General features: G+C 49.8%; 14 protein-coding genes and 1 tRNA gene. 10 read left to right on the forward strand and 5 right to left on the reverse strand.

What is annotated here, in order from left to right:
- Positions 1-14: 14 nt before the first annotated feature.
- A complete protein-coding gene (locus tag A3848_RS18260) occupies positions 15-905 on the reverse strand; it encodes a helix-turn-helix domain-containing protein (protein ID WP_074086340.1) in 891 nt (296 codons plus the stop codon).
- 145 nt (positions 906-1,050) lie between these two features.
- On the opposite strand from A3848_RS18260, the gene A3848_RS18265 reads away from it, so the two are divergent.
- From A3848_RS18265 to A3848_RS18275, 3 genes are all read left to right on the forward strand, one after another.
- Positions 1,051-1,965, forward strand: a complete 915-nt coding sequence (locus tag A3848_RS18265; protein WP_074086341.1) for a nucleotidyltransferase — start codon at positions 1,051-1,053, stop codon at positions 1,963-1,965.
- Between the two features lie 27 nt (positions 1,966-1,992).
- On the forward strand, positions 1,993-4,860 hold the full coding sequence (uvrA, locus tag A3848_RS18270) for an excinuclease ABC subunit UvrA (RefSeq protein WP_074086342.1): 2,868 nt from the start codon (positions 1,993-1,995) through the stop codon (positions 4,858-4,860).
- Between the two features lie 220 nt (positions 4,861-5,080).
- Positions 5,081-5,153 (forward strand) — tRNA-Lys (locus tag A3848_RS18275).
- 219 nt (positions 5,154-5,372) lie between these two features.
- Here the strand turns inward: A3848_RS18275 and A3848_RS18280 are convergent.
- A complete protein-coding gene (locus A3848_RS18280) occupies positions 5,373-6,140 on the reverse strand; it encodes an ABC transporter ATP-binding protein (protein ID WP_074086343.1) in 768 nt (255 codons plus the stop codon).
- Positions 6,140-7,246 carry a FecCD family ABC transporter permease gene (locus A3848_RS18285; RefSeq protein ID WP_074086390.1) on the reverse strand — a complete coding sequence of 369 codons (1,107 nt, stop codon included), beginning with the start codon at positions 7,244-7,246 and terminating at the stop codon, positions 6,140-6,142. The genes A3848_RS18280 and A3848_RS18285 overlap by 1 nt, the downstream gene beginning before the upstream one ends.
- 196 nt (positions 7,247-7,442) lie before the next feature.
- On the opposite strand from A3848_RS18285, the gene A3848_RS18290 reads away from it, so the two are divergent.
- The 5 genes from A3848_RS18290 to A3848_RS18310 all read left to right on the forward strand — a co-directional run bounded on the left by A3848_RS18290 (position 7,443) and on the right by A3848_RS18310 (position 15,411).
- The gene (locus A3848_RS18290) at positions 7,443-8,510 is read left to right on the forward strand and encodes an ABC transporter substrate-binding protein (RefSeq protein WP_074086344.1); all 1,068 of its coding nucleotides are present in this window, start codon (positions 7,443-7,445) and stop codon (positions 8,508-8,510) included.
- 372 nt (positions 8,511-8,882) lie between these two features.
- Complete coding sequence (locus tag A3848_RS18295; RefSeq protein WP_074086345.1) at positions 8,883-9,938, forward strand: LLM class flavin-dependent oxidoreductase; 1,056 nt, start codon at positions 8,883-8,885, stop codon at positions 9,936-9,938.
- Between the two features lie 62 nt (positions 9,939-10,000).
- Entirely contained in the window at positions 10,001-11,281 is a 1,281-nt protein-coding gene (locus A3848_RS18300) for an SMI1/KNR4 family protein (protein WP_074086346.1), read from the forward strand.
- A gap of 107 nt (positions 11,282-11,388) precedes the next feature.
- A complete protein-coding gene (locus A3848_RS18305; RefSeq protein WP_074086347.1) occupies positions 11,389-12,063 on the forward strand; it encodes a hypothetical protein in 675 nt (224 codons plus the stop codon).
- A 210-nt stretch (positions 12,064-12,273) separates the two neighbouring features.
- Positions 12,274-15,411: a choice-of-anchor I family protein gene (locus A3848_RS18310; RefSeq protein WP_074086348.1), complete on the forward strand. Its 3,138-nt coding sequence runs from the start codon at positions 12,274-12,276 to the stop codon at positions 15,409-15,411.
- Between the two features lie 82 nt (positions 15,412-15,493).
- Here A3848_RS18310 and A3848_RS18315 read toward each other — a convergent pair whose 3' ends face one another.
- Positions 15,494-16,033 (reverse strand): hypothetical protein, encoded by a 540-nt coding sequence (locus A3848_RS18315; protein WP_074086349.1) that lies wholly within the window; start codon positions 16,031-16,033, stop codon positions 15,494-15,496.
- A gap of 119 nt (positions 16,034-16,152) precedes the next feature.
- Between A3848_RS18315 and A3848_RS18320 the strand changes: the two genes are divergently transcribed.
- Together A3848_RS18320 and A3848_RS18325 are read left to right on the forward strand one after the other, a co-directional pair.
- Positions 16,153-16,740 carry a TetR/AcrR family transcriptional regulator gene (locus tag A3848_RS18320; protein WP_074086350.1) on the forward strand — a complete coding sequence of 196 codons (588 nt, stop codon included), beginning with the start codon at positions 16,153-16,155 and terminating at the stop codon, positions 16,738-16,740.
- Between the two features lie 26 nt (positions 16,741-16,766).
- Positions 16,767-17,150, forward strand: a complete 384-nt coding sequence (locus A3848_RS18325; RefSeq protein ID WP_074086351.1) for an iron chaperone — start codon at positions 16,767-16,769, stop codon at positions 17,148-17,150.
- Between the two features lie 96 nt (positions 17,151-17,246).
- Here the strand turns inward: A3848_RS18325 and A3848_RS18330 are convergent, their stop codons facing one another.
- Positions 17,247-18,938, reverse strand: coding sequence for a M3 family oligoendopeptidase (locus A3848_RS18330; protein WP_074086352.1), 1,692 nt, complete (start codon positions 18,936-18,938; stop codon positions 17,247-17,249).
- Positions 18,939-19,010: the final 72 nt, after the last annotated feature.

Raw genomic sequence — 19,010 nt, forward strand, 5'->3', positions numbered from 1 at the left:
CTCCGCGGCTGTGTTCATATCTTCGAAATCGGATAATACAAATTACATTCACAATACTTCTTATTACATCTGGCGTAATTGATGAGCTCGAAGCTGGATTTCTCTTCCAGATCGAATTGTATGGTGGGCATCCAGGTGTCAAAGATGTGCTTCCAGATGAGGCTTAAGGACTTCGAATTGATCTCCTCAGGCCGATGAGGGCCCATATAAGTGAACACACCGTATCTGTGGGGTGCAACATGCTTGAGTGACATATCCGGCGGAATGATGCTGCTCTGATTCACTTCGACAGAGGGCTGGTACCAGGTATAGCCCTGGAACGGCTCCGGAACGGTGGTATACCCGATATAAGTATCTTTGTTGACTGGATTAATGATTCTTGGACGGTCCTTATAGAAGAAGGCGACACCCAGCCGGTTGGCCGTCTGATTTGCCATATTGTCGTTCACATCCACCTGATATTCCAGTCCTGCAATGGAAAAGGGGGGCAACACGCTTGTGGAATGGAAGTAGACAAGACCTTCTCCTGCCCGGTGCAGAAAATCGGCATTGAACCTGTCCATGATCTGCAGTGGAGAAGGACTTCGCCGCCATTTGGCCGGGCTGATGTTGAATTCCTCCTTGAAGACTCTGGAATAGGTGCGTTCACAACCGAAGGAGTATTTGGAGGAGATGAACTCGATGCTGTTCCGTTCATGGATCAGATCTCCCAGCGACAAGGCGATCCGCCTTCTGCGCACATATTCCATCAGGCCGGTTGCCGTGGCCCCTTTCCAGATGCGGAGTAAATGGAATTTGGAGATGTTCACCTGCTCTGAGATACGGTCCAGGCTTAGCTCTTCGAGTAGATGATCCTCGATAAATTCCGTTGTATGATTGATCGTTTCCAGGAGATGAAGTTCCATATTTGCTCCTTTGCAAGTTGAACTTGTTGAATGATAACCCAGCAATTTTTGTCCGGTTCTTTAAATCTCAGTGTAGTATGATTCTACCATAAACGGAAAACACCAAAAGGGAATTTTTATAAGAAGAGGGAGGAGAGCTGGAAGGATGGATATTGCAGCGCAAGCAGAGCTGAGAGCACGCTACATAGCCGCACAGAACAGTTTTATTGGCAAGGTCAGCAGCGATCCGAATGTGATTGCTATTATTATCAGCGGGAGTCTGGCCTATGATGTGATTTGGGAAAAAAGCGATATAGATATGACCATGGTTGTCCGGGACCAGCCCCTTGCCACAACAACCTATTGTATCGACGAGGACGGTATTCTAATTAATGTGTATCTTGTGGTTCGCAGCGATTTCAAGCGGGGAATGGAACGGGCGCTGGGCGGGTCCTTTGCCCAATCCTACTACTCCAAGGGGAAGATGGTCTATTCCACGGATGACAGCCTGATCGAATACTTCGAAGACCTCAAGATCATAGGCAGTGATGATATTGCGATTTCCGCACTTCATATTGCAAGTCAGCTTGTATTTTTGCGCGACAAAACCCGGAAGTGGCTGACCGTCCGGCGGGATCTGCTGTATGCGCAGTATTACTTGTTAAAAGCTGCAGAGTCGGTTGCCCATATGGAGCTCTGCATCCGCGGTGAAGCCATATCCAGGGAAGCGATTCAGAGAGCACAGCTCTTGAATCCGGAGGTTCTTGCTCCATTGTATCAAGATGCGATGTCCCATCATATGAACGTAGCGGAAATTGAGAGCGGATTAGAATGTTTGGACAAGGTGCTGGAGCGGCATCTCCCCATCTTTTCTAGGCCGGTGCTTGAATTCATGAGGGATCAGGAGATCAAAACCGCAACGCTGATCAATAAGCATTTTCATGTGCAGAGTGACCAGCTGGTTGGTGTTATGGACTATCTGGTTCAGCAAGGCATCCTTGAAAAGGTCACCCAGACGATTCGGATCACGCCCAAAAGCAAGCCGGCTGTTGAGGAAGCAGGCTATCTATACATTCCGTAAATACGATTGCAGAAGGGAGCTTGAAGCATGTCCATTAGAACAACTATCGAGATCTCCGGGGCCAAGCAGAACAACCTGAAGAACATCTCCGTTGAAATCCCGCGGGACCAGTTAACGGTAATTACCGGGGTATCCGGCTCGGGGAAGTCCTCACTCGCTTTTGACGTCATTTACGGGGAGGGGCAAAGACGTTTTCTCGATTCCATTTCCACCTTCGCCAAAAGCCGGATCAGCCAGCTCAAAAAGGCAAAGGTCGATTATGTGCGCGGCTTGTCCCCGGTCATCGCGATTGAACAGAAAAAAAGCAATAACAATCCGCGTTCAACTGTAGGCACGGTTACGGATATCAACGATTATCTTCGTCTGCTGTATTCCACGGCGGGTGTAGGCAAATGTCCGGAATGCAGTCATTCCCTGAAGCAGCTGTCTGCCGCCCAGATCGCCGAGCGTATTTCCTCCTTGCCTTTTGGAACTGTGGTAGAGCTGCGGGCCCCCGTCTATAAAGTATACGGAGAAGACTACAGCTTCACCTTCCAGCAACTCCGGGACAAGGGGTACAAGAATCTGCTGGTGGATGGCGAGCCATTTTCACTGGCAGAAAAAACAGAACTGGACGAAGCGCAGGAATACCATATAGAAATGGTCATTGACCGCTTTCAGCTGAAGAAAGATACCTATATTCAATTGACCAAATCCATCGAAGCTGCAATGCTGGCACTGGAAGAGGATATTATGATTAAAGTGGTGGTTCCGGGAGGCGTTGCTCCGACCTTCTACCAGGATTTCGGCTGCCCGGAGCATCATTTCTTCCTGTGTGACATGCAGCCTTTTCATTTCTCTTTCAACACGCCTGTAAGCGCCTGCCATACCTGCCTCGGGGTAGGGATGTCTTATGTGGTGGAGCCCCGTTTTCTGGTAGTAGCACCGGAGAGAAGCATCAACAAGGGTGCGCTCAAAAGTACAGTGTTCAACCCTGCGGGCAAGGACAGCTATCGTTCTGTGCTGATGTACAGCTTGTCCCAGAAGTATCATTTCGATCTCGACACTCCTTTCTGCGATCTGCCGAAGGAAATTCATGAGCTTCTCTTCTACGGGACCAAAGGCGAGGTGCTCCCCATGCTCCAGCCCCCTAATTCAACGAAGAAGAACTGGATGATCGGACGTGACCGTCCATTCTGGGGGTTCGTTCACGAGATGGAGAGCTGGTACAAGCATTACATACGGAAAAGTTCTACCTCGGAAGCCTTCGAACCGACGTTCATCAAGGATTGTATGATTGAGAAGATCTGCCCGGAATGCCATGGAGCAAGGCTCAAGAAACAGCGCCTACAGGTTACCCTCGGAGAAGAAAACATTGACCAGCTATGCCGCAAACAGCTGCCTGAGCTGCTACATTCGCTGGAAGCATTGACGTTTGGGGCAGAGATTCAGGATGTGGCCTCCTCGATCATTCACGAGATCCGCACCAGGGTATCCCTGCTCGTTGATATCGGACTGCACTATATCAGTCTTAGCCGGAGAAGCGATAGTATTTCGGGCGGTGAGATGCAGCGGATCAAAATGTCGACCCAGATCAGCAGTGAGCTGATGGGAATGCTGTACGTCATGGACGAGCCAAGTATTGGCCTGCATCCCCGTGATTCCAGCCGCGTGATAGATACCATGAAGAAGCTGCGGGATATCGGCAATACCGTAATTGTGGTTGAGCATGATATGGATACCATACAGAGTGCGGATCATATTATCGAAATCGGCCCGGGTCCAGGAATTCATGGGGGTCAGGTTGTAGCGTGCGGGACCATTGAGGATATTATAGGTGAGCCCCTGTCAGTGACAGGCCAATATCTATCCGGAAAAGCCAGCATTCCCGTCCCCGGCAAGCGCAGAAGCCTGGGAGATGATTTTCTGAGCATTCAAGGCGCCCGGGAAAACAACCTGAAGAATGTGGATCTGGATATTCCACTGGGTGTGTTCATCTGTATTACCGGAGTATCCGGTTCAGGGAAAAGCTCATTGATTAACGAGATTCTGTTCAAGCAATTGAAAATCGACAAAACGGCTGCGCGGATTGTTGCAGGCGAGCATGATTTTCTGTTCGGTGCGGATCTGCTGAACAATGTCATTAATATTGACCAGACCCCTATTGGAAGGAACAGCAAATCGAACCCGGCAACCTACATAGGCATCTATGACAAAATCCGGGATCTCTTCGCCATGCAGCCGGAAGCGGTGGACAGGGGATACCAGGCAATTGACTTCAGTCTGACCCATGCAGGAGGCACCCGCTGTGAGCAATGCGCCGGAGACGGAGTAATCGTCACCAATCTGCAGTTTATGGCCGATATCGAAACGATTTGCCCGGTGTGCAAGGGGCAGCGGTTCTCGGAGGAGGGTCTGGAAATTAAGGTCCAGGGTAAAAGTATCGCCGATGTACTGGAGATGACGGTGGAGGAAGCCCGTGAATTCTTCAGCGGCCATAAGTACCTGAAGCATAAGCTGGAGATTATGGATGAGCTCGGACTTGGCTATATGCGCTTAGGTCAAAGCTCGACCACCCTGTCCGGCGGAGAGGCACAGCGTGTCAAGCTGGTGTATGAGCTGTCCAAAATCAAGAGGGGAGCCCGCAATTTGTATATCCTTGATGAGCCTACCACAGGGCTGCATCTGTCGGATATCCAAAAGCTGCTGCTGTCTCTGGGCAAACTGGTGGATAGCGGGCATACGGTTATCGTTGTTGAACATCATCTGGATGTCATGAAGTCCGCTGACTATATTATTGATATGGGCCCGGAAGGAGGCCATGACGGCGGGTATGTGGTTGCCGAAGGCACACCGGAGCAGGTAGCTGAAGTGGAAGCTTCCCACACAGGCAGGTTTTTGCGTTCGGTGCTGTGACCTGCTGGAATAGACTGCACTTCATATTCGGATGAAGGCAGTCTATTTTACTGCTCCAAGCAAGACGAATATTATGATCCACCGTAAATTATTCTTTTTAGAAAACCCGAAAAAATAAACCTTGATCTATGTTTTGTATCATGATATAATCTTTTATACGAGAGATTTATTCCGTTCTTCTGCGAATGAGCTAAAGGCGGTATGATTCGACCAATGATGTGGACTCTTAGCTCAGTTGGTAGAGCAGTAGACTCTTAATCTATTTGTCCAGGGTTCGAGCCCCTGAGAGTCCATCACAGAAGAAACGGCAGAAATGCCGTTTCTTTTTTTGTCTTCAAAGAGCTAATTTCAGAAATGGGCTGATAAGATTGAGAACTTACAACCTATAGAGCGCTTATCGTATTTAAGACGGAGATTCAGTTCGAATGATCAGGACCCTGCCCCAAAACATGAATAAGCCCTTCCGACTTCTGATTAGGGAAGCGGAAGGGCTAAAAAGGTTGCTTTCGTAACTAGCGTGTCTCCAGATAAGCAATGCCAAGCGCCCCGGTCACGGGGTTGCGGTAGGTCTCGCAGGCCACATCAAATACCTGGCCGATTAATTCCTTCGTCAATATATCCTCCGGCTTCCCGCAGGCGGCCACTTGGCCCTTTTTCATGACGTACAGATAATCACAGTATTCCGCAGCAAGGGTGAGGTCATGGAGTGCGGCGAGAATGCCGATGTCGAGCTTTTTAACGATATTTAGAATTTGCAGCTGGTATTTAATATCAAGATGATTAGTCGGCTCATCCAGAATCATGAATTCGGGCTGCTGGGCCAGAACGCGGGCGAGGATGACACGCTGTTTTTCACCACCGGATAGTGAATTATAGCTGCGGCCTGCATGGCCTTCCAGGTTGACCTTGCGCAGAGCGCCTGAGACAATGCTGAAGTCCTCTTGATTATCGGTCTCCAGCATCCCTTTATGCGGGGTTCTTCCCATAGCAACCATTTCCCGTACGGTGAAGTCAAAGCTGAGTTCGTTGAACTGGCCGACTACACCCAGCTTTTGCGCCACGATTCGGGGGCTTGATTTCATTACATTCATTTCAGACAGGAATACATCGCCTTGGCGGGGCTTGATCACTTTATAAATACTCTTGAGAAGTGTAGATTTGCCGCAGCCGTTCGGACCAATGAGGCCGACAAATTGCTTGTTTCTGACCTTCAGGGATACATCTTTTACAATATTCGCATCGGCAAAAGAGACGCTTAGGTGATCAACGTTCAAGTTCATTAGCTTTTCCCTCCAAATGCGTAGCCTTTTTTGATCAGCATGTACATGAACATCGGTGCGCCGATTAAGGCGGTAATGATCCCGATGGGGAGCTCTACATTTGGCACAATCGTCCGCGCAATGACATCTGTCCAGATCAGAAAGATCGCTCCGAACAGAATGGACGCGGGCAGCAGTCTCCGGTGATCCGAGCCAACCAGTCCTCTGACCAAATGGGGGATGATTAGACCCACGAATCCGATCATGCCGCAGCTTGCCACCATCACCCCTGTAATCAGCGCAGTAATCATCATATAGGCTTTGCGGTAAGCACCCAGATGAATGCCCAGGGTGACCGCTGCTTCATCGCCCAGCATCATAGCGTTCAAGACCCGGAATTGCATCAGAAAAAAGAAAACGGCAAGAAGGATGGCTATCGAGATTAGCGGAAGTTTGTCCCAGCTCGCAGCGGCCAGGCTGCCCATCGTCCAGAATGTAACGGTCTTGATGCCTTCTGCGTTGTTGGCAAAATAAACAATGAAATTCGCAAAGGCAGTGCATAAGGCGTTAATAACCATACCGGCCAGGACGAGCTTGACGGAGGTCATTTTGCCGCCCGCGCTTGCCAGAATCAGGACCAGCAGGGAAGCGCCGACGGCACCGGCGAAGGCCCAGAAGGCAACTCCTGTCTGGCCCAGTAATCCCATGGAACCAAAGCCGATCAGGATAGCGAACGTTGCTCCGAGGGAAGCGCCGGATGAAATACCCAGTATGTATGGATCAGCGAGAGGATTCTGAACCGCCGCCTGCATGATGGTTCCGCATAACGTGAGTCCGGCTCCGATGAACAAAGCCATCAGAACGCGGGGAAAGCGTATTTTCCAGATAATATCGACGAAGGAACCGGAAGTCAGTTCCTGTACATCTCCGATTTGAATACCCGTGAGGTGGTGGAGCAGGATCCGGTAGGATTGGGAGACGGGAATGTCAACCTGCCCAAAGGAGACCGCAGCCCCGGCAGACAATATTGTAATAATAAGCAGAATACCAATGACGGTCATAAAGCCGTAACGGGTGTGGATAATAGACTTCTTAGGTTCAGATTGTGCAGCTAGATCGGTTTGCATGGCATTCATTGGGCTCCTTAATCTATGTTTAATTTAAAATATAATCCATATTGAGAACCGTTGTCAATGAGAATTATTATCATTGACAACGGTTCTCACATTCTATATTCTACGGTTGTATCTTCTGCCAGATATCGGCTTGTCACAATAGTATGCAGGATACACAAATGTACATATAGAAAAGGGGATTAAGGTAATGAAGAATGTATTTAAAAGATATGTGCCGCTGCTCGCGGTTTTGGTAATGGCGGTAATGATAGCAGCATGTTCTTCCGACACGAAGAACGCAAATAAAGCGGCGGAATCGGCTGCGCCTTCAAGCAGTCCAGCTGCCACAGAGGAAGCTGCTCCAAGTACCAAAACAGTATATCCGCTTACCATTGAGAACTACACCAATAATGGTGAAGGAACGGAATGGAAAGCCAAATCACAGACTTTTGATAAGGCGCCTGAAAAAGTGGTAGCCAATACCCAGGGAGCTGCTGAGCTGCTGATCAAGCTGGGCTTGACCGACAAAATGGTCGGCGTTGCGGCCCTTTACGGTGCAGGTGACCCGGCGGTGCAGGAAGAATTCAAGAAGATCCCTGTGATCTCGAAAGAATATGCCAGTAAAGAGCTGGTTGTTGGAGCAAGTCCTGATCTTGTTCTGGGGCGCAGCGACCTGTATGCCGATGCAGATTGGGGCGTTGGGACGGTAGAAGGATTGAACGAACTGGGCATCAAGACATTCGTGCAGAATACTAGCGTTAAGGGGTCCACACTGGACAGCCTGTACAAGGATATTGAACAGATCGGCCAGATCTTTGATGTACAGGAGAACGCTGCTGCCTATATCGCTGAATTGAAAAAGCGTGCGCAGACGCTTAAGGATAAGTCTGCTGTCAGCGGAGAGAAGACCTTTGCATATGTATCCGACGGCGGCAATGGGGCCATTGCCATTTACAGCGGAAATGTTGACACGTTTGCAGGTGATGTACTCGGTTTGCTGGGACTCAAAAACAGTTTTGGTACAGTTACCGGAGATATCAGCAAAGAACAGCTGATTGCAACTAATCCGGATGTCCTGCTGCTCTCGGTATATACCGGAGGTGTGGATCCGGAGCAGACGTTGAAGGCATTCTACGCCGATCCGTCGCTACAAAGTCTGAATGCTGTCAAGAATAAGACGATTTATCCGATCGACTTCAACCAGTTCTGGGGCTACAGCTACTCGATTTTTGATGGAGCTGAGAAGCTGGCATCCGAAATAACCGCTAATAAATAAGAGTAGTAGAGAAATCCGCATACTAAAAGCAGATTGGGCCGTCATCCATGTGACGGTTCGATCTGCTTTTTGCTGCCTGTATAGATTGATCTTTAAAATTACCAATAAGGAAAAGTGACGGAGGAGAAGTTTGGAACTGTAGGAGCGGAAGCGTCCGCCTTTGTCTGCGGATTTCCACCGCGAACAGCGGTATAAATCAAGAAATCTGCAGACAACAGCGGCCGGAAGTCCAAACATTCTCCGTAGTTACGCCCCGATCCTTATTAGAAATTCTTAAAACTCAATCTATTATTTTTTAATTTTGAATATTCAACTATAAAGATATAGAATATAGTGATTGATAATTCGAGAACAACTTGGGGGAACAAGATAGTGGAACTTGGAATTAGTACATTTGTCGAAACAACACCCGATGTAATTACAGGGGAAACGATGAGCCACGCGGAGCGTCTGCGCGAAGTGGTGGAGGAGATTGTACTCGCGGATCAGGTGGGATTGGATGTATACGGGGTGGGTGAGCATCACCGTCCGGATTTTGCCGCTTCTTCACCTGCGGTTGTAATGGCAGCGGCTGCATCCCTGACGTCCAGAATCCGGTTGACCAGTGCTGTAATGATTCTGTCATCTGCCGATCCGGTGCGTGTTTTTCAGGATTTCGCCACACTGGACGGTCTGTCAAACGGACGGGCTGAGATTATGGTGGGCCGTGGTTCCTTCACAGAGTCCTTTCCATTATTCGGCTGTGATCTGAAAGACTATGAAACCTTATTCGGAGAGAAATTGGATCTGCTGATGAAGCTCCAGCAATCTGAGAAGGTGAGCTGGGAAGGCCAGCATAGACCTGCCATACATAACCTGGGAATTTATCCGCGTCCGGTGCAGCAGCCTTTGCCCGTATGGATAGCCAGCGCGGGAAGTCCTGAGTCTGCGGTCCGTGCAGGTGAACTTGGGCTGCCTTTTGCGCTGGCTATGATTGGACCGGTGCAGCCCCTGGATTTTGCGTCACAGGTCAAGCTCTATCAAGAAGCTGCTGCGCGTGCAGGCCATGACAGCTCGCGGCTGCCGATTGCGGCCCATGCGCATGGTTTTATCGCGGAGAATAGGCAGAAGGCGATTGAACAGTTCTTCCCTTCCACTTATGCCCGGACCAATGTCAGAGCGGTGGAGAAAGGTCTTCCGCCATATCACCGTTCAGATTATGATGCGGCATGCAGCTTCGGCGGAGCTTTATATGTGGGAGACCCTGAAACTGTAGCAGAGAAGATCATTCATCTGCGTAAGCATGTGGGCATCACGAGATTTCTGCTGCATGTTCCGCACGGCACGATGCCCCATGCCGAGGTGATGGAAGCGATCAGGCTGCTCGGTACCGAAGTAGCTCCGCGTGTCCGTGAGGAAGTAGCGCTTTGGGAGAAGAACAATCTGTAAGATACGGCAATTGAAATGGCAGTTAAGCAACCTGGGAGGTGGCGGCTCTGATAAGAGAGCAAATGAATGTCTGGAAACGGCACTGGCAGGAGCTTATTCAGGCGCTTGAGCAAAAGGGTGCAGATACTCAATTCAGCGTGGGTCCTCCTGCGGCAGAAAGCGGGCTTGCTGAAGTGGAGTCGAGGCTCGGAATCCGGCTCCCGCCAGAGCTGCGCACTCTGCTGAAGGAGGGGGCAAGCCAAGCTTATGTCTATTGGAGTCTGCCGGATGCTGCAATTCTTCCCTTTGAGGTGAGCGGAGGGCTAGGCTGGGATGTGGACCAGCTGGATTTTTTTGTTTCTAACGAAGAAGAATATACCGGGGAGCAGCAGCGTTATCTGAGCTTTCATCTGGCAGGCAACGGGGATGAGCTGCTGCTGGATTTGCTTAGCGCTTCTGGAACCGCAGTCGTCCATTGGGCACATGAGACGGCAGAATATCTGCTGCTGGCACTGTCGGTCACAGAGTTCGTCGACAAGATTACGGCGCTCGGTTGTGTAGGTGCAGAGGAATGGCAATACCCGGAATTTTGCAGTGAGTCAGGGTTGGACCTGGAAAAGCAGGCCAGCAGACAATGGAGAGCCTGGTTGCATGAATATTTGACATTGACTCTGGGGCAGGCACAGAAGGAGCTGCCTTTACTTCTTCGCTATGCTGAGATGTTCGGAACGGATCAGGAGATTGCTGAAGCCTTTGGTCCGTATAACGCCGGTGAGGTACTGAAGGCTTTTTTGAAACGGGCAGAACAGGAACGTAACAGCCATAATAAAGAGGCTATCCTTTGTCTTGCCGGCGATGTGCTTAAGGAACAGGCAGCAGACTTTGTGCGTTCCCTGTGGTCAGAGACTTCATCCGTTAAGGTAAGCCGGAGTACGCTGGCTTATCTGTCTGCTCAGTGTCTGCCAGGCGATGAAGGGCTGGAGCATGTCTTCCGCATGCTGGAGGTGTCTGCGACACCGGCGAAGCCTAGCGGGTATGCGGCGAACTCGCTGCTGCAGAATTTTCACAGCCGCAGGGTGCTGGTGTGGATGGAGGACAAGGTCGCTTTTCCTTATGGCGGGTGGGATGCATTGTATGCTCACTCACAGCCCGCACCGTCTGACATTGTGCAGTGGCTTGGGGGCAGTGATGTTCAGCGCCAGATCGTCATTGCTGCGTTCCCTGCCCTCTATGACAAGGGAGCTGGGAGCTTCGGTCGTGCAGAATTGCTGCAGATCCGCAGCCTGCTGGAACAGGCACTGGAAGAAGCTGTGCTGAAAAAGGAAAAGCAGGCGGTCCGTGATGCACTGGGGCGGCTGCCCTAAGCATTGTTTTTTAACATTTTTATTTACAATATTGTCTATTACATGTCTTGTCCATAACAAGATGTCGCTTCCCGCCTTGGGATGGTATGATAGGAAGTGGGGTGAATATGAAAATGAACAATAAGTCAACGACTGATGAAGCAATGAACGAGGTAGAAACCGGCGAAGAAGCAACCAGCGATGAAACAACCAGCGAACAGCAACCCATGACTGATGAGCAAATGGCTGAGCTTGTACAGGCGGTTCACCATAATGGTATGGTTGCGCTGAAGATGCATTTCAATGAGGTTCAGGGCCAAGTGATGAATCTGGAGGCTTACGGTCCGGTATTTGTATTCCATGTGATGGATGAGGCGAAGGATGTTTACTCCTGCGGGTTTTTCCTGCGCGAGCTGATCGCCAGATTCCAGACGAACAACAGTCCGAATATCTGGATGGCTTCGTTTTTCATCGACTTGATGAAGGTCAAGGGAGGCAAAGCCCTCACACCGCCGCCAACCAGTGAAGAAGAAGCCAAGGCCATGATCGATAATGTACTTGTGCCGCATTGTATTGCAGCCGTACGTGAAGAATTTGCTCCAGAGCAGGTTCATGCCGGGCTGGCCTGGAATGAAACCCATGGTCCAGTGTTTGAAGCCGGATTTCCGGCACTAACCGAAGGCAATAACGTCTGCGCCATTCCGCTGCATATGCTATTAATTCATCTGCAGCTGAACCGCGATCCGTCGGAACTGCTGCTGCAGGGATTGTACAATATCCGGAAAGAACACGGGTTGGATTAATCCCAATGCTGTATTTTCTGTGAATCCTTCTCGAAGAACAGACCGCATCCTGTATAGGATTGCGGTCTGTTTTTGTGCAGCTATTGATTCAGCGTGAAGCGGAGCCAATGGTTTTGTTAACATCAACTATCTTAAAATTTAACAAAGTACTGCCCGTGATTTTACAGATGCCTCTTAAAGTTAAAGAGATTAAAAACCAGGGAGGTATATATGTTAATCAAACATCCAAAACGGATATTAAGCGCATTCATGGGTTCAGTCATGCTGTTCATGACGCTGCCGGTATCCCATACTGTTCACGCAGCACCTGCCGTAACCATCGGAGAAAGGGACTTGGTCAATGAATCTGATCCCTCCCCAAATGTAACCGTTCTTACCGCCGCAGGTGCCGTTTATGACCCCAACACAGTGACGCTCGCTACTTACGTATGGGAGCATGGCAAGAGTATGAACAAAATCGGCAGCTACTCCACAGGTTATTCCGATTTGGAAGGCGGAGTTGCGGAGATCGTTAAATATAACAGCGACAATCAGAAGTTCTATCTGATAAACGGCCAGGAAAAACAGATTGATATAGTCAGCCTTAAGCCGCTGGTAACCGGAGGGGAAACCCAGCTGACGCTGGATAAACGGATCGATGTCAGTTCGATGATTGACGGCTTCACCTTCGGAGATATTACCAGTATTGATATCGATACAGAACTGAACAGGATTGCAATTGCCGTGCAGGAAGCAGACTATCAGAAATCCGGCGCAGTACTGCTGCTGGACTATGACGGGAAGTACCTTACGCACTATACAGCAGGCGTTCAGCCGGATATGGTCACCTTCACACCTGACCACAAATATTTGCTGGCCGCTGATGAAGGAGAACCGAGACAAGGCTATACCGCCCCGGCTGTTGACCCTAAAGGCTCTGTTACTCTAATCAATCTGCAGGCGAAAACAGCCAAGGTCATTGATTTCACCGGTTTCGACAGCAGTCAAGCGCGGAGTACCCTTTTAGCAGATAACGTGATTCTCAAAAAGCAAACCGCACCTTCTGTGGATCTGGAGCCGGAATATATCGCCGTGTCCGCTGACAGCAAGCATGCGTTCATTTCCCTGCAGGAGGCGAATGCCTTAGCAACGCTGGATGTGGAGACGGGTGCTTTTACAAGCATCAAAGGTCTAGGCTTTAAGGACCACAGTATTCCCGGCAACGAGCTGGATATGCGCAGAGACAGCAAAATCAATATCAAAACTGAACCGGGTATTCTCGGCATGTACAATCCGGATGGGATTGCCACTTATACCGCTGGAGGTAAAACCTATGTAATCACAGCGAATGAAGGGGATTCCCGGGACTGGAGCGGTTATAGCAATGAGAAGGATGTTACGCTAGGCAAAGGTCAGGATGGCGATGCCACCAAAAGTATGAAGGTGACCACTTTTGACACTTCCGATTATGAGGTGGGACCTGCGGGAGCCGGATTTGTAAGCGGGAAGACTTATCTTTTCGGCGCACGTTCCTTTTCGGTCTGGAATGCGCAGGATATGTCCCTGGTCTACGATAGCGGAGCGGATTTCGAGAAAATCACGGCAACGTTGCTTCCAAAAGGCTTCAACTGGTCTAATGACGACTTTGTCTTTGAGAAAAGGAGCGCCAAAAAAGGCCCTGAGCCGGAGGATGTCAAGGTTGGGGTCGTGGACGGGAAACCTTATGCCTTTATAGGCCTGGAGCGGGTCGGCGGCAATATGATGTACGATCTGTCAAAGATCAGCGCTCCGGTCTTCTACGACTATTTGAATACAAGAGATCTGGAGCATTCGGTGGATTATTCTGGAGCCAAACCGGCCTACCTGGCTGCTGGGGATGTCTCTCCTGAAGGCCAGAATTTCATTGCGGCAGAATACAGCCCAACGGGTTATCCCCTATTGCTGGTTGCTAATGAAGTTTCGGGAACGGTCTCTATCGTAGAGATTCCAGAAGGCAAGTACACACCCGAAGAACCAGAGACACCGGCAAACCCGACACCGGTAGCAACTGCATCTCCAACTCCTACAGTATCAGCATCGGCGTCACCAGCAGCTTCGGCAACGCCGGTACCCACGCCAACGGCCGCACCAACCTCAGTACCGGCACAAGCAACGGTAAACCCTAGTGCTTCACCGCAAGCAGCGGCAACCGTTACGGATACTGTGGCTGTGACCGCTATGACTCTGAATGCAGAGACAGGAGAAGCGGCAGGCAAATTGACGGACGAAGCTGCCCGGAAGCTGCTGGATAATGTAAAGGCGAGCGAGAAGGCGGGTAAACAAGCCATGGTGGAGATTCGCGGGGAAGCTTCGCAGGGAGCGTCCAAAGTAACGTTAGAGCTGAGCGGCACCTTCCTGGCACAGCTGTCTGCTGACACCCGGGCTGACCTGAAAATCAGCAGCGGGCTTGCATCCATTACTTTTGGCAGCAAGGTTATCGGAACCATCAGCAAGGCAGCCTCAGGCCAAGCGATTAAGATCAGTGTTGGGCGGGCCTCAGGGACGGATGGGAGCAGTACCCGTGACCTGGTCGGCAGCAGACCGGTTTATACTTTTACCATAACTGGCGGGACAACTGGCATCACAAGCTTTGGAGGTGAATCGGTTAAAGTCCAAATGCCTTATACACGAGGAGCAGCAGAGAACGCTAATGCAGTCGTAGTGTTATATTTGGACAACAGTGGAAATGCCATACCTGTAATCAGCAAATATAATGAAGCTGCACAAACGGTTGATTTTAGAACCAGTCATTTCTCCGCCTTTGCCATTGGCTATCATGCTGCGGGGTTCAGCGACACCTTGAATCACTGGGCAAAGGATAGCATTGATTTTACAGCGGCGAGAGGATGGTTTACGGGAGTTGGACATAATACTTTTGCACCGGATCAGACGGTAACCCGGGGAATGCTTGCTGCAATTCTGGGTAAAATGTCGGGTGCCGAGCTGTCAATGGGAGCGGCCTTCACCGATGTTGCGGCAGCGAAATATTATTCGCCTTATGTGGCCTGGGCCGCATCGAACGGTATAGTTCAGGGTACTCGCAACAATACCTTTGAACCTGACCGGGCCGTTACGAGGGAGGAACTGGCGGTCATCCTGAATAATTATCTAAAATTTTCGAAACTGCCAGCGGGGAATTTGAGTACTCCTGCTACTTTTGCGGACAATGGGCAGATTTCAGCATGGGCCAGTGAAGCCGTCAAAGCGATTCAAGGCTATGGCCTCATCAGCGGCAAAACAGGAAATATCTTTGATCCCAAAGGCACTGCAACCAGAGCCGAGGTAGCCACTGTTTTGAAACGGATGATTGAAGGCAGCTTTGCAAAATAGCATAATTAGACAAAGAAGAACAGACCACGCTAATGCAAAGTGCGGTCTGTTCTTTTTTAAAAGATAAAGTGGGTTCGGATGTTTAGCCTTTAGCTTTTCTCGGCCAAATGAAATACGAGCTTGTGATGATCAGATCAATACCCACCACAACTGACCATAGGGATACTATGCTTAAGAGCGCATCCGTACGGGCAGGGTCGTCAATCCAGATAATGAGGCCATATAGAATCCCTCCCCCCAGCAGAAAAGAGAGCACATGCTTCACCCAGCCTTTGAAGGAATGCCTGGCATGATCCAGGCCATATCGTTTGACCGGAGCAGGTCCCAGCTTCGTGACATAATAGCGGAAACGTTCATCTGCCCAGTAGATCATGCTTTTGCCAAACACGATAGATACGGAAATATAAATGGCAGCAAGCGCATGTGCCGTGGTGGCAGCAGCACCGTTGTACAAATCAACTCCTGCAATAATTAGCAGAATGATGTCCAGGACCGGGGTTAAGGCGAGAAAGAACAACCCCAGCTTCCTCCGTTTGAATAAATAACGTGCCGAGAAACCGGCAAGAACGACAACCCAGAATAGAACTTCGCAGGCGACAATCGCCCAGGCAACCCAATTCATAATCCACCCCTTGTGTATAATCATGTATTTGATACATCGGATTATAACAGCTGAATTTAAATAATACAATTGTATTATTTAAATTGCGCTCGAAGTTTTCTTCATGATACAATATAGACATGCCAAAAATTGTAGATCATTCAGAGAGAAAATCGCATATTGCAGAAGCAACCTGGCGCGTCATCATGAATCAGGGGATGAAAGGGGCGACAGTACGGAACATTGCGCAGGAAGCAGGCGTTTCGCTGGGAGCTCTGCGCCATTACTTCTCAACACAGCATGAGCTGATTGCTTTTGCCATGAATCTTGTAAAGGAACGGGTCGATGTCAGAATCAATGCCCTGCTTACCCTCGATCTCCCGCCTAAACAGCTGATTACGAAGATTCTGATGGAATTGATTCCTGTAGATGACCATACTATGGCCGAGATGGAGGTATGGTTTGCTTTTGTCTTTCATCGTAAGTATGTGGGGGATCACTATGACGAAGTAGACGATGGGGTATATTCCGCTATACACATGCTGGTCGGGTATCTGCATGAACAGGGGCTGCTGAGACAGGGCCTGGATAAGGACAATGAACTTGAACGGCTGTATGCGCTGGTTGATGGGCTGGCTCTGCATGCGATGCTGGAGCCTGAGCGGCTGGATAAGCAGCGGATCCTTAGAGTGGTGACCAGTCATATGGATTCTATTTGTAACGAATAAATTCGGGAAGCTGAGAGGAGCAGGTTATGGAACCCGTAAAAATCACCTACGAGTCGATAGACGATTATATTGCCAAAGCCCCTTTTGAGGTGCAGGACAAGCTTGAAGCGGTAAGAAAAGTAATCCGTGAGTCTGCGCCGGAAGCTGAGGAGAAAATTAGCTACCAGATGCCGACCTTCTTCTTGCATGGGAATCTGGTGCACTTCGCAGCATTTAAGAAGCATATCGGATTTTATCCGGCACCCCGCGGGATTGAGGCTTTTCAGGAGGAACTGGCGCAGTACAAGGGGGCAAAGGGGTCCGTGCAGTTTCCGCTGGATGAGCCGCTGCCACTCGATCTGATCAGCCGGATTGTAAAGTTCAGAGCCGATGAGAATAGGGAGAAGGCGGCGGCAAAGGCAAAGAAATAAACGAGGCAGATCATACCGGCAGCGGACAAAAAAAAGGAACCCCAAAGTTGGGTTCCTTTTTTGCTAATGTAAGTTAACAGGGAGCCGAAGCGGCACTTACAGTTGCTTATCGTCTACGCTGTTCAGCCAGCCTTCAATATCACCAATCACGGAGCTGATGCAGCCGTCTTCAAAGGGAGATTTCAGTCCGGCCAGCTCGACCAATTGAAGGAAAGACAGGCTTCCGCCAGCCTGACAGAGCCGCAGGTAGTCGGCCCATGCTGATTGGAAATCCTCATTTGACCGTTTCCAGAACTGGAAGGCGCAGAGCTGAGCCAATGTGTAGTCAATATAGTAGAACGGAGAGCGGAAGATATGGGCCTGCTTATGCCAGAATCCCCCTTGCTCCAGATAATCATTGCCGTCATAGTCGCGCAGGGGCAGGTATTTCTTCTCAATTTCGCGCCAGGCCAGTTTGCGCTCGGCAGGTGTGGCATCCGGGTTGGCATAGACAAAATGCTGGAATTCATCTACCGCAACCCCATAGGGGATGAACTGCAGACTGTCACCCAGATGGTTGAAACGGTATTTGGCAGCATCCTCCTCGAAGAACAGGTCCATCCATGGCCATGCGAAAAACTCCATGCTCATGGAGTGGATTTCCGCCGCTTCATAGGTTGGAAAAGCATACTCAGGCAATTGGATATGACGGCTCTGGTATACTTGGAATGCATGCCCCACTTCGTGGGTCAGCACATCGATATCCCCGGAGGTTCCGTTGAAGTTGGAGAAAATAAATGGAGCCTCGTACTGGCTGAGATAGGTGCAGTAACCGCCAGATTGTTTGCCTTTTTTGCTGACCAGATCCATCAGTTCATTCTCCAGCATGAAGCTGAAAAACTGATCGGTCTCAGGGGACAGCTCTTTGTACATTTTGGCCCCGTTTGCGATGATCCAATCGGGATCGCCTTTGGGAGTGGCGTTGCCGTTGTTGAAATTTAGACTTTCATCATAAAATTTCAGCTCCGCAAGACCCAGACGCTCAGCCTGGCGTTCCTTCAGCTTGCGGGAAGCAGGCACGATATGCTCCTGCACCTGCTTGCGGAAATTAGCGACCATTTCAGCATTGTAGTCCGTACGCATCATCCGGTCATAGCCGAGTTCAACGAAGCTATGGTACCCAAGCTTTTTGGCAATACGGGTCCGCACCTGGACAAGCTCGTCGAAGATACGGTCAAATTCCGGCTCATGTTCAGCCATAAAGTGGTATCTGGCCGCAGATGCACGCTTGCGCATATCCCGGTCTGTTGACAGCTCGAATGGGGCGAGCTGGGACAACGTCCGTTCTTCCCCTTCGAACTGGATTTTGGCGGAAGCGATAAGCTGGGAATACTCAGTGGACAGCTTATTCTCGAGCTGGAGGTCCTCTATGATGTCGGGGCTGAATGTCCGCAGCGAGATTTCGGCAATCTGCAGCAGCTGTGTACCCCACTCCTGTTCAAACGCTGCTCTGAACTTAGAGTTCACGAGGGCTCTGAAGTAGTCCGTTATGTACTCCTGAATCACCGGCCCCACTTCATCCATGTAATCTTGTTCAGCTTTGTAGAATTCATCCTCTGTGTTGATCGAGTGTCTGATGCTGGCCAAAGTCTCCATGGTGCCAAATTCATTACGCAGCTTATTAATCGCGGTAAAAGCGGCTCGCTGCTCTTCCAGACTTTCAGCACTAAGACCTTTAAGAAGCTTGGTAAAGCCGGCCTTTAGCTTCTCGACATCCGGCCGTTCGTACGGGTATTCGCTAAATTTCATGTAATCATCAACATCCTTTCGGGTAACTGTGAGAAACATATCGTTTTTATTATAGTATCTGGAAGAAATTAA

Source organism: Paenibacillus sp. P32E (assembly GCF_001909085.1).
Lineage (GTDB): Bacteria > Bacillota > Bacilli > Paenibacillales > Paenibacillaceae > Paenibacillus_AQ > Paenibacillus_AQ helianthi.